Below are 12,995 nucleotides of genomic sequence, written 5' to 3'. Positions count from 1 at the left end.
AAGATTAACAGTGGAGAAATTACTGAAATCAGGGTAGACAAAAAATTCATTATTGCACCTTCCATATTTTTATTACGTAAGCTTTCTATCTAAAAACAGGCCTAAAAGCTTTTAAAGCTTCCAGGCCTGAATATGCTATTTTAAACTTCCAACCATATCTTCCGGACGAACCCATTCATCGAATTGTTCGTTGGTCAACAGGCCTAACTCTACAGCCGCAGCTTTTAGTGTTTTGTTTTCTTTGTGTGCCTTCTTAGCAATTTTCGCTGCATTCTCATAACCTACATGCGGATTTAAAGCAGTTACCAGCATTAGTGAATTTTGTAAATGTTTTTCAATTTCTGGTAGGTTTGCTGTAATGCCCTCTGCACATTTATCCGTAAAGGAAACGCAGGCATCGCCAATTAAACGGGCAGATTGCAATACATTTGCCGCAATTAAAGGTTTGAAAACATTTAATTCAAAATGGCCAGACATCCCGCCTACAGAAACTGCAACATCATTGCCGATTACCTGTGCACAAACCATGGTTAAAGCTTCTGGTTGTGTTGGGTTTACTTTTCCAGGCATGATGGAAGAACCTGGTTCATTATCAGGAATTACAATTTCTCCAATACCGCAACGTGGGCCAGAACTTAACATACGAACATCATTCGCAACCTTCATCAATGCAACTGCCGTGCGTTTTAAAGCGCCTGAAAGTTCAACCATCGCATCATGAGCTGCTAAAGCTTCGAATTTATTTGGTGCGGTAACAAAAGGCAAGCCTGTTAATTCGGCGATTTTTTGAGCCACTAAAACATCATATCCCTTTGGTGTATTTAAACCTGTACCAACTGCAGTACCCCCCAAAGCCAATTCAGCAACCATTACCAAAGCATTTTTAATTGCCCTGATGCTGTTATCAATTTGTTGTACATAACCAGAAAATTCTTGCCCTAAGGTTAAAGGCGTGGCATCCATAAAATGGGTACGGCCCGTTTTAACGATCGAATTAAATTCTTCTACCTTTTTAGCCAGGGCATTTCTTAAGTGTTCTAATCCTGGAATGGTGTTTTCTACCGTAAGTTTATACGCTGCAATGTGCATTGCAGTTGGATAAGTATCGTTAGATGATTGTGACTTATTCACATCATCATTCGGGTGAAGTACTTTTTTATCATCAGCCAATGCTCCACCATTGATCACGTGTGCACGGTTCGCAATCACTTCGTTTCCGTTCATGTTACTTTGTGTACCAGAACCTGTTTGCCAGATCACCAATGGAAACTGATCATCTAAATCACCAGCGATAATTTCATCACAGGCTTTAGCAATTAATGTTGCTTTTTCAGCAGTAAGCACGCCCAACTCAGTGTTAGCTAAGGCAGCGGCTTTTTTCAAATAGCCAAAAGCATGAATAATTTCTTTAGGCATCGAACCTTCAGGTCCGATTTTAAAGTTATTGCGTGAGCGTTCGGTTTGTGCACCCCAGTATTTGTCGGCCGGCACCTGCACCTCGCCCATGGTATCGTGTTCTATTCTGAAACTCATTATATTTTTGATTTTGTTGTCACAAATTTAAGTTTTTTGCCTATAACGTATAGTATTATCTTTGATATTTCCTAAGGCAGGATTTGACTGTATTTAGATAAACAATATTTTTATTTTAGAAGGATACTGCATTATTTTTTTTTGCTAAATCAGTCACGATCATTCGCTTCTGTTTTTTAATCAATTTGTCATGCTGAGACACAAAGCATCTGTTTCATTATTTGCATATGCTTTGTGCATCTTTGAAAGCATATCAGGGTCGCTACAATGGATTCAAATATGAACCGCATTAATCACTCTACAGCAACCGAATTGAAAACCAATGGATAAAATTCTAATCCAAACCATTCAAATACTAGGTTATAGGTTTCATTTACTATTTTGGCATTTTGTAAACTGTTTTTTAAGCGGAGGTTTATAAAAAAATAACATATGAAAAAGATATTCATCACATTTTTCAGTTTCATTTTTATGCTATCTACAGTATTTGCGCAAAAAGGCATCAATTTTTCTAAGATTTATTCAGGCGGTAGAAAATTGGGATTTTGTGTTGATAGTTCTGCCAAAAGCATTTATTATGATAATAAATTTCCTAATCAGCCTAATACATCATTTAACTATTTACCTGAAGTGAATAACATAAGCATACAAGCTTATTTCGATCGGAAAGATGATGTAAGACAGTACAGATACACAATTTTGGCAGATAACAAGCCAATAGTGGTAAACAAGTCTATTAACAAAAAACAACTAACCGATATTGAAACTCCTGATTTAATGAGCTTCACAAGGCTTGGTGTTCTCGCAATAAAAGGTAAAAATATAACAACCCTTATTTACAACATCAATAAACCTCTTGATATTTATAAATCTGTTTTTTATGCTAAACCTATTCCCCGAGTAAAAATAGTTTTATTTTCCAAGCTTGTTGCAATCAATCAAGGTGAAGGCTTTACAAATCTCATTGCCCCAAAAGAAAGAACAAAGCTTAGTTTTTCTAAAAAAGATATTGGGTTAAGAATTATAAAAAATAAATCGGATATAGACTATCTCTACTATGTTTTAATAAAAAATAAGCTAACAAATAAAATAATTTTTAGATCAACTTATTGGGAATATGGCAGCTATATTGATGCAAATGAATTTTTGCCTTACGTAAAGATTGATAAGAGCATTTTCAAAAAATCAGGAGATTACGAAATTATTATTCAACCATTCCTTAATGAGCATACGCCGTTAAAAGAAATAGAAAAATATACAGCCAGATACACGCTGTCAATAATTTTAGATGAAGAAAAGCTTTTCACAAATCGTCAAATGATAATTTTTGGGATCATCACCCCTTTATTATTAGCAGCTATTTTCGGCACCTCTCTTTTCTATATCAAAAAGAAGCAAGCCAAAAAACTCGCTCAACAATATAAACAAAAAGCAATTGTTCAGCTCCAACTTAACTCCATTCGCTCACAACTAAATCCACATTTTTTATTTAATGCTTTGGCAGGTATTCAAAATCTAATGAATAAAAATGAAATCGAAAATGCTAATCGTTACCTCACCAAGTTTGCACGCCTCACACGAAATGTTTTAGATAGCAAAGAACTCATCAGTTTAATTAAAGAAAAGACTTTACTCGATGATTATCTTCAAATGGAACAGTTACGATTTGGATTCAACTACATGTTAAGCGCTCCATTTGATTTAGACATGGAAAATATTGAAATACCAGCCATGCTTTTACAACCATTTGTAGAAAATGCAGTTAAACATGCTATTGCCGAGAAAGGAAAAGATGGTGAAATTGCTATTAGTTTCGAGAAGCAAGTGTCTAATTTGGTGCTAAAAATAATCGATAATGGAAAAGGTTTCGACACCACTCAAACATACAACGGTTTAGGCTTGGCGCTTAGCAAAAACCGAATATCTTTACTAAATACAATTTATAAAGATGCACCTTTTGTTCTGGATATTAAATCAGGTATTAACAGAACAACGGTTACAATTACTTTAACACAATGGTTATAAAATGAGGGTAATTTTGGTAGATGATGAACTGGCAAATTTAGAAAACCTACAGGTTTTGCTGGCTAAGAATTGCAGAACGGTTAAAGTTGTAGCTATTGCTAATAACATTGATGATGCTTTCGAGAAAATAAATCTACATCGCCCTGATTTGCTTTTTCTTGATATCCAAATGGGAAAAACCACAGGTTTTGATTTGCTAAATTTGCTTACTGAAAAATCTTTTGAAGTCATTTTTATAACAGCATACGATAATTATGGGATCCAGGCGGTAAAATCTGCTGCCTTAGATTATCTTCTTAAGCCAGTAGATCCTGATGAATTGATGGCTGCAGTTTCAAAAGCTGAAAACAGAATTGAAAGCAAAATGAATGGTGAACAACTGAACTTTTTGCTCAATCAACTTAAACGTACTGAACCTGCTGCCCCTAAAATTGCACTGCCGCAGCAGCATGAAATCCGCTATGTTTCAGTTGAAGCTATTGTGCGATGTGTTGCCGATAATAATTATACATTTTTCTATTTATCAAGTGGAGAGAAAATCTTAATTTCTAAGTCCCTGAAAGAATATTCTGATTTGCTAAAACCACAAGGGTTTGTTAGGGCACATCAAAGTCATTTAGTTAACCCAAAATTTGTAAAAAGTTGGCTTAAGGAAGATGGTGGAATATTATTAATGAATAATGGTGATAAAATTCCGGTTTCGAAACCAAATAGAGAAATGGTTAAAGCTGCGTTGCGAAAATAAAAAACAATCCTTACAGGTTTTAAAAACCTGTAAGGATTAAACCCCGTATTTTTGTACTTTTGCGGCTATGTCAGTTATTAAACCCTCATTAGCCAAAGGTACCCGTGATTTTACGCCTGTTGAAATGGTCAAACGCAACTTTATTTATGACACCATTAAATCGGTTTTCAAAAAATATGGTTATGCTGAAATCCAGACCCCAAGCTTTGAAAACCTTTCTACCCTAACTGGCAAATATGGCGATGAAGGGGATAAACTGATTTTTAAAATTTTAAATAGTGGAGAATATTTAAAGGATCCTAAAAAGAAATCCTTTGATTTTTCTGAAGAGGAAAACAGCAATAAATTAATTCCGCTTATCTCTGAAAAAGCTCTTCGTTACGATTTAACTGTTCCTTTCGCCCGTTATGTAGTAATGCACCAGCACGAAATTACCTTACCTTTTAAACGTTTCCAGGTGCAACCTGTGTGGCGTGCAGACAGACCGCAAAAGGGAAGATACCGCGAATTTTATCAGTGCGATGTAGATGTGGTAGGTTCAGAAAGTTTATTAAATGAAGCAGAATTTATACTAATTTACAATGAAGCCTTAGCCAAATTAGGACTTAAAGATTTCACTGTTAAAATTAATAATAGAAAAATTCTATCAGGCATTGCCGAGATTATAGGCAAACCCGATTTGATTATAGATATGACTGTTGCCATTGATAAACTGGACAAAATTGGTTTAGATGGCGTAAGTAAAGAGCTTTTAGAACGTGGTTTTACTGAGGATGATTTAGAGAAACTACACCCAGTTATTTTATTAGAGGGCAGCAATGAAGAAAAATTAGCCAGTTTGAAAGAAGTACTTGCCACTTCAGAAACCGGTTTAAAAGGTGTTGCTGAAATTGAACAGGTTTTTGAATATGTAGAATCTTTAATATCATACGCTTTACCACTAACCGCTAAATTGGAACTGGATATTACCTTAGCGCGTGGTTTAAATTATTACACTGGTTGCATTTTCGAAGTAAAAACCAATGAGGTAGCCATGGGCAGCATTGGCGGTGGTGGCCGTTATGATGATTTAACAGGCATGTTCGGCTTAAAAGACTTAACCGGCGTTGGTGTTTCTTTTGGTGCAGATCGTATTTATGATGTTTTGGAAGAATTAAATCTTTTTCCTGCAGCAGCAGAAGTAGGCACGAAAGTTTTAATCAGTAATTTTGATGCAGCAGCAGAAAAATATGCTTTGCCTATTTTACAACAATTCAGAAATGCAGGCATTTCCGCTGAATTATACCCATCATCTGCAAAACTGAAAAAACAAATGGCTTATGCTGATGCGAAAAAAATACCATATGTGGTTCTTATTGGCGGAGACGAAATTGCAAGTGGTGAATTAACCCTGAAAGATATGCAGAATGGTGAGCAGAAAAAGCTAACGGTTTTAGGGATTCTGGATTTATTGAAGGCTATTTAACCGGTAGGTTTCGCAACGTAAATCCATCGTCATTGCGAAGCTAATTCTTCATTGGATGAAGCAATCTGACTTATGTATTAATTAAAAATCTTTACCGCAGCACACGTTGAGTTTTTCGCAAAGAAACGTAGCGCTTGTTTAAAAAACATATAATAGCTTTGCGTTTCTCTGTACTTTTTTATGTCTGTAGTGAAATAAAATTTATTTTCCCACCCTTAACAACACAGGGAAGCGTACATCTTTCTCCGCATCATCACCCCAGGCTTCCTTTAATTCAGTCAACACATATTCCAATGGATTGCGGTCATTAGCCTTTTTATAATGCTGCAGTGACGACCAGGTATTTAAATATCCAATCAGCTGGTTAAAATTCCAGGTGGTTTTGATTTGAAAATGAGGTGCTACAATTTCTTCAAACGGGAAAGGAATCGTTTTATAGCCTTCCTCAATATATCTGCGTTCACTATCCCAGTATTTTCCTAAAATAGTTTCATACAACTTATGAATAACCTGATCTACCTTCTTATCAATAGACATTAAGCCATAGCCAATAACAGCAATAACGCCATTCGGCTTCAAAGTACGCTTAACCTCACTGTAAAATGCATCAAAATTAAACCAGTGGATGGCCTGAGCAACAGTAATCAAATCAAAACTTTGATCAGTAACATTTACCTGATCTGATGATTCTACCTGGTAAACTACATTAGGCAACGGAAGCGCCTGGCTCAATTGCTTCTCACTGATATCAGTAGCATAAACATGCTGAAAATGTTGTGCCAGTATACTTGCCACCTGACCGTTTCCTGTAGCACAATCCCATGCGGCATGCTTATGCGCAACTAATTTAAAAAGGAAGTCATACAATTCAATTGGGTAAGTTGGCCGGTAAATGGCGTATTCTGCAGCTTGTGTAGAGAAATTATCTTTCATGTCTTAAAGAATGAGTGAATGTTGAATGGCTGGATAATTGAATAACTGAATGTTACATTACATATCTATCTCAAATTATCTTAAACCACCTACTTAAATAAACAAAAGATTTAGATTTGTGTTTAAAATTTGCTAGCCAAAACGCTTTAATCCTATTTCATACGATGGTTAAAACAGATAAAGAACATCAGTCCCCTGAAAATGATGATATGAGATACCGGCTAAAATCTATCTTTGGTGGATCGGTTGGAAATCTGGTAGAATGGTATGATTGGTATACTTATTCTGCCTTTGCATTATACTTTTCAGATGCATTTTTTCCGAACAGTAATCCAACTGCCCAGCTCTTAAATACTGCAGGAATATTTGCTGTTGGATTTTTAATGAGACCTATTGGAGGCTGGCTGTTTGGCAGCATTGCCGATAAAAAGGGACGCAAAAAATCTATGACACTTTCCGTCCTCATGATGGCTATAGGATCATTAATTATTGCCTGTACACCCGGATACCATAAAATTGGAATTGCAGCACCACTGTTATTGGTTTTTGCCAGGTTAATTCAGGGCTTAAGTACTGGCGGTGAATACGGAACTTCAGCCACTTATTTAAGTGAAATGGCCACCAAAAAACACCGTGGTTTTTTTTCCAGCTTTCAATATGTTACGCTCATCGGCGGACAATTACTGGCATTAGGTATCCAATTAATTTTGCAAAACTGGTTGCTTACACCAGCAGAATTACACCGATGGGGTTGGAGAATTCCATTTGCTATTGGAGCCATCCTTTCCTTTATTGCCCTTTATTTAAGGCGGCATATTGATGAAACTTCTGCATTTAAAAGTAAAAATACAGAAGAAAAAGAAAGCGGGATTGCTGTACTTCTTAAATATCCAAAAGAGGTTTTTACCGTTGTTGGATTAACGCTTGGCGGCACCATTGCTTTCTACACTTTTAGCACCTACATGCAAAAATTCTTAGTAAATACTGTTCACCTCAGTAAGGAAACCTCTACAACTTTATCATTTATTTCGCTATTAATTTTTGCCCTCTTACAGCCTTTGTTTGGATTATTATCTGATAAGATAGGGAGAAAGCCGTTATTAATTGGTTTTGGCGTATTAGGAAGCCTATTTACTTATCCCATTTTAACCGGCATTGCCCGTGAAACCGACACCACCATTATTTTTCTGTTCATGATTGCTGCCCTTATTATAGTGAGTGGATATACCAGTATAAATGCAGTAGTAAAAGCAGAACTCTTCCCTGCTGAAATAAGGGCTTTAGGAGTTGGATTACCTTATGCTTTAACGGTGGCTATTTTTGGCGGAACAGCTGAATATTTAGCACTTTGGTTTAAAAATATAGGCCATGAAAATTACTTTTATTGGTATGTTACCGTTTGTATTCTCATCTCCCTAATTTTATATACTACCATGAAGGACACCAAACACCATTCAAAAATAGAAGCGTAAAACAGGATTAATAATTGATTGTAAATTGCAAATGGCTTGAAATATCCCAACCATTACGCATTGTTCAGCAATGAAAATTTATGGTTAAAAATCATTTTCCCTATATTTACCATTATGCAAAATCAAGCACCATTAGCCGAAAGAATGCGCCCACAAAACCTAGACGAATATGTGGGACAAAAACATTTAGTAGGTACAGGTGCCGTTTTACGCAAAGCGATAGAAAGTGGCCAATTGCCATCCATGATTTTCTGGGGACCTCCAGGCGTTGGTAAAACAACTTTGGCCTATATTATTTCCCAGGCACTAGATCGCCCGTTCTTTAATTTAAGCGCCATTAATAGTGGCGTAAAAGATATCAGGGAAGTGATCGATAAAGCAGCGGCGTTAAAAGATAGTTTTCTTGGTTTGCCCATTTTATTTATTGATGAGATTCATCGTTTTAGTAAGTCGCAACAAGATAGCTTGCTCGGTGCAGTAGAAAGAGGTTTAGTTACACTAATTGGCGCTACAACAGAAAATCCATCGTTCGAAGTTATCTCCGCTTTGCTTTCCCGTTGTCAGGTTTATATTTTAAAATCATTAACAGAGGAGGAATTATCGGGCCTATTACAAACAGCTGTTAAAAAGGATGTATTACTTGCTCAAAAGAAAATCACCATTAAAGAACATGAGGCACTTATACGCCTTTCGGGCGGTGATGCACGGAAGCTCCTCAATGTATTAGAAATTGCTGTAAATGGTATTGGTGGAGATCAAATCACCCTAACAAATGATAATGTCCTGGCTCATGCTCAACAAAACTTAGCACTCTATGATAAAGCAGGTGAGCAACATTACGACATCATCTCGGCCTTTATTAAGTCTATTCGCGGCAGCGATCCAAATGCTGCTGTTTACTGGTTAGCCAGAATGATTGAAGGAGGGGAAGATCCTTTGTTCATTGCCAGAAGATTATTGATTTTGTCTTCAGAAGACATTGGAAATGCCAATCCAAATGCATTGCTTCTGGCCAATAACTGCTTTACCGCCGTCAACGTAATTGGTTATCCCGAAGCAAGAATTATCTTATCACAATGTGTAACTTACCTGGCCAGTTCACCAAAAAGCAATGCCTCGTACGAAGCCATTAACCATGCCCAGGCGTTGGTTAAACAAACCGGAAACTTACCAGTGCCTTTACACATCCGTAACGCCCCAACCAAACTGATGAAGAATATTGGTTATGGAAAGGATTATAAGTATTCACATAGCTATGAAGGGAACTTCGAAGCACAAGAATATTTTCCGGATGAATTAAGCGGAACCAAACTTTATGATCCTGGTAAAAATGCTGCTGAAGAAAAGCTTCGAGAAAAGCTAAGGCAAAACTGGAAAGACAAATACAACTATTAATGTAACATTTTGTAAAAAAATGATACTAATAGGTGAAATTAACTAATACCTAAACCTATATGCTCAATACTTTCTTAAGCCATCAAAGGAAATCTTTCTGGCGTTCGCGAAACAGGGGTGGCAGCATTGCCGCTCAGGTTGTTTTAGGCCTTTTTATGCTCTATTTTTTACTGGTTGCCCTTGGAGTAGGATTTGGAATGAAAATTTTCTTACCTAAATTTTTACCTCATCAGGATGCTATCACCAGTTTCAACGGTGTTATTCTCTATTATTTTGCTTTTGACTTCCTGATGCGTTTACAATTGCAGGAATTACCCACATTAAGCATCATCCCCTATCTTCATCTAAAAATCTCAAAAAGCAAAATTGTATCTTTTTTAAATATCAAGGCGCTATTTTCAGTATTCAACCTTTGGCCATTTTTACTATTTCTACCCTTTTGTTTCGTAGCCATATTACCGCAGAATGGCTTTATTGTTGTTGCAGCTTATATTTTAAGCATTATTTCTTTAATGCTGCTGAACAATTATCTTATCCTGTTTCTTAAAAGGAAATCAATTTCCAACATTCTCTTTACCATTGGTGGCCTAGCCGTTGTTTCAGCTTTTGTTGCATTGGAATATTTTAAGGTAATCTCCATTATGGCTGGGTCAGATTGGGTATTTAAGGCCATTACCAAACAACCATTACTTGCGCTGATTTTTCCGTTGGTTGCGTTTTTAATTTTTAAAATCAATGCTGCTTTTTTACGTAAAAATCTCTACGTAGAAGAATTGAGTGCTAAACAAGAGAAAAAGGTAAGTACCGATTATGCTTTTTTCAACCGTTTCGGAAAAGCTGGTGAACTTGCAGCCTTAGAGTTGAAATTAATTATTAGACATAAACGCCCACGAAGTACCGTATTAATGGGTACCATTATTCTTGTTTACGGCTTTCTATTTTACAAACCAGAAGTGATACAGGCTAATTCATTTGGGATGATGTTATTCGCTGCTGTATTTATGACGGGAATGTCTATTATCAGTTATGGTCAGTTTATGTTCGCCTGGCAAAGTGCACATTTTGATGGTCTGTTAAGTAATAAAATTGATTTCAAAGATTTTATTAAAGCTAAATTTTTACTGTTTACCATTGCTTCTACCATTATTACTATTCTGGCCAGTTTTTACTGCTTTATTAGCGCAAAATTACTTATTCTGCATTTGGTAGCTTACTTATACAATATTGGCTTTACAACGGTTATGGTATTAATATTGGCCACCTATAATTACAAAAGACTGGATATTTCCAGAAGTGCCAGCTTTAACTGGCAAGGCATGGGAGCAACACAGTGGATTTCTATTTTTCCATTTATTTTACTCCCGATATTAATTTATTGGGCCTTCAATATATTTCATCAGCCTTACATGGGCTTATTGGCGATAGGTTTATTTGGATTAATCATGTTGCTTATGCGTGGATTCTGGGTGAATTTTATTGTAAAAAGATTTGAAAAACAACGTTATAAAATAGCCGAAGGCTTTAGAGAATAATTATGATTTTAGAAGTAAAAAATTTGAAGAAAGTTTATGGCGATAAAACAGTTGTAAACATTGAGCACATCCAAATCAATCCGGGCGAAACCATTGGTTTGGTTGGAAATAATGGTGCCGGAAAAACCACGTTTTTCAGGATGCTTTTAGACCTCATCAGACCAACCGAAGGGGAAGTTTTATCAAAAGGAGAAAATGTTAGCCACCATGAAAATTGGAAAAATTATACCGCATCCTTTTTAGATGAAGGCTTTTTGATCGATTACCTTACCCCAGAAGAATATTTCACGTTTATTGGTAGTTTAAATCAGCTAAGTACTGCCGATGTAGGCGCCTATTTAACACAATATGGTGAGTTTTTCAATAATGAAATCCTAAATAGCGGCAAGTATATTCGAGATTTTAGTAAAGGTAATCAGGTTAAAGTAGGTATAGCCGCAGCATTGATGCAAAAACCAGAAATTCTGATTTTAGATGAGCCTTTTGCCAATCTTGATCCAACTACTCAAATCCGGCTTAAAAATCTTTTAAAAGCACAGGCCGGTAGCATGACCACCTTTATATCCAGCCATGATTTAAATCACGTTACAGATGTATGTAATAGAATTATTTTGGTAGAAAAGGGACAAGTGATTAAAGATTTTAAAACAGATGAGAACACTCTGAGAGAACTGGAAAGCTATTTCTCTGCTTAATCCTTGTACTAAGAATGATACATTATAAATAAATGACAATTTGATTTTGCATTTTAAATTGAGATATATTATTCTTTTTAACACTTAACTGTGTAAATATTAAGAAATTTTATTTAAATGATTTTTTGGCATCGTGTTTGAATACGATCGTTTAGAATTTAAATATAAATAATCATGAGTATCTCAAAAGTAAGAATAGCAACATTAAGCATAGGATTAGCAGTAGGATCAATCGCATTTCAAAGCTGCGATAGTTTAACCAAAACACAAAAAGGTGCCGGTATTGGTGCAGCTGCGGGTGGTGTAGTAGGTGCATTAATTGGTAAAAAAGCAGGTAATACTGCAGTGGGTGCATTAATCGGTGGTGCTATTGGTGGTACTGCTGGTGCATTTATTGGCCGTAGAATGGACAGACAAGCTGCTGAAATTCAAAAAGCAATCCCTAATGCAGAAGTTATTCGTGAGGGCGAAGGTATTATTGTAAAATTTGATAGTGGTATTCTATTCGATTTTGATAAAACAGCATTGAAAGATGCCGCTAAAACAAATGTTCAGAGCTTAGCTGCTTCTTTAAATCAATATCCTGATACCGATATTAAAATCATCGGTCATACTGATAGTAAAGGTACAGAATCTTACAACCAGGGATTATCAGAAAGAAGAGCAGCAGCAGTTAAAGCTTATGCTGTTTCTCAAGGTGTTCCTTCATCAAGATTAGTAACGATTGGTAAAGGTTTTTCTGAGCCAATTGCCGATAATGAAACTGATGCAGGCCGTGCAGCAAATCGTCGTGTAGAGATTGTAATCGTTGCGAACGATTCATTAAAACAAGCTGCTCAAAAACAAGGATAAGAAGCAATTACCCTCTACCTATGAGGTCATCATATATCCACCCCGATGCTAAAACAGCATCGGGGTTTTTTATTTGGTAGCATATTTACATTAGCAAATTAATCTGATGAATGATCTGCTAACTGATCGTATTCACCCTTCCAGGCATAATAGCCAAAAATCATCAAGCCAATACTAATCGGAAAAAAGATAAATAGGATAATTCCCCATTGCAAAATGGTATTTGTTCTTTCTATATCGCTATGTGCAAAGCCTACCTTATCAAAGGCCTGTATCAATAAGAATCCCATAGTCAGCGGACCCAAAACCATCCAAACCAAGCCTAAAAATTTCTTTAAAAAATTCATA

11 protein-coding genes are annotated in these 12,995 nt (G+C 36.1%); 8 read left to right on the top strand and 3 right to left on the bottom strand.

All coding sequences use genetic code 11. The features are described from left to right. Positions 1–135: 135 nt before the first annotated feature. Entirely contained in the window at positions 136–1,533 is a 1,398-nt protein-coding gene (gene fumC, locus AN34_RS03010) for a class II fumarate hydratase (RefSeq protein WP_029282165.1), read from the bottom strand. A 432-nt stretch (positions 1,534–1,965) separates the two neighbouring features. Between fumC and AN34_RS03005 the strand changes: the two genes are divergently transcribed. From AN34_RS03005 to hisS, 3 genes are all read left to right on the top strand, one after another. Continuing rightward, on the top strand, positions 1,966–3,558 hold the full coding sequence (locus AN34_RS03005; RefSeq protein WP_029282163.1) for a sensor histidine kinase: 1,593 nt from the start codon (positions 1,966–1,968) through the stop codon (positions 3,556–3,558). Position 3,559: 1 nt separating this feature from the next. Next, positions 3,560–4,303: a LytTR family DNA-binding domain-containing protein gene (locus AN34_RS03000; RefSeq protein WP_029282161.1), complete on the top strand. Its 744-nt coding sequence runs from the start codon at positions 3,560–3,562 to the stop codon at positions 4,301–4,303. Between the two features lie 67 nt (positions 4,304–4,370). Next, positions 4,371–5,768, top strand: coding sequence for a histidine--tRNA ligase (gene hisS, locus AN34_RS02995; RefSeq protein WP_029282159.1), 1,398 nt, complete (start codon positions 4,371–4,373; stop codon positions 5,766–5,768). A gap of 201 nt (positions 5,769–5,969) precedes the next feature. Here the strand turns inward: hisS and AN34_RS02990 are convergent, their stop codons facing one another. Then, positions 5,970–6,701, bottom strand: coding sequence for a class I SAM-dependent methyltransferase (locus AN34_RS02990; RefSeq protein WP_029282157.1), 732 nt, complete (start codon positions 6,699–6,701; stop codon positions 5,970–5,972). Positions 6,702–6,865: 164 nt separating this feature from the next. Here AN34_RS02990 and AN34_RS02985 point away from each other — a divergent pair, with 164 nt between their 5' ends. From AN34_RS02985 to AN34_RS02965, 5 genes are all read left to right on the top strand, one after another. After that, entirely contained in the window at positions 6,866–8,173 is a 1,308-nt protein-coding gene (locus tag AN34_RS02985; protein ID WP_082468300.1) for an MFS transporter, read from the top strand. A gap of 114 nt (positions 8,174–8,287) precedes the next feature. Further along, complete coding sequence (locus tag AN34_RS02980; RefSeq protein ID WP_029282153.1) at positions 8,288–9,568, top strand: replication-associated recombination protein A; 1,281 nt, start codon at positions 8,288–8,290, stop codon at positions 9,566–9,568. Positions 9,569–9,627: 59 nt separating this feature from the next. Next, complete coding sequence (locus AN34_RS02975; RefSeq protein WP_029282151.1) at positions 9,628–11,100, top strand: DUF5687 family protein; 1,473 nt, start codon at positions 9,628–9,630, stop codon at positions 11,098–11,100. A gap of 2 nt (positions 11,101–11,102) precedes the next feature. Further along, positions 11,103–11,795 (top strand): ABC transporter ATP-binding protein, encoded by a 693-nt coding sequence (locus tag AN34_RS02970; protein WP_029282149.1) that lies wholly within the window; start codon positions 11,103–11,105, stop codon positions 11,793–11,795. A gap of 174 nt (positions 11,796–11,969) precedes the next feature. Next, complete coding sequence (locus AN34_RS02965; protein WP_029282147.1) at positions 11,970–12,647, top strand: OmpA family protein; 678 nt, start codon at positions 11,970–11,972, stop codon at positions 12,645–12,647. 98 nt (positions 12,648–12,745) lie between these two features. Here the strand turns inward: AN34_RS02965 and AN34_RS02960 are convergent, their stop codons facing one another. Beyond that, positions 12,746–12,994 carry a DUF6814 family protein gene (locus AN34_RS02960; RefSeq protein WP_029282145.1) on the bottom strand — a complete coding sequence of 83 codons (249 nt, stop codon included), beginning with the start codon at positions 12,992–12,994 and terminating at the stop codon, positions 12,746–12,748. Position 12,995 lies beyond the last annotated feature (1 nt).

The organism is Pedobacter sp. R20-19 (genome assembly GCF_000708265.2).
GTDB lineage: Bacteria > Bacteroidota > Bacteroidia > Sphingobacteriales > Sphingobacteriaceae > Pedobacter.
The sequence above is the reverse complement of the archived record's forward strand: the minus strand, read 5'-3'. Positions and strand labels throughout refer to the sequence as shown.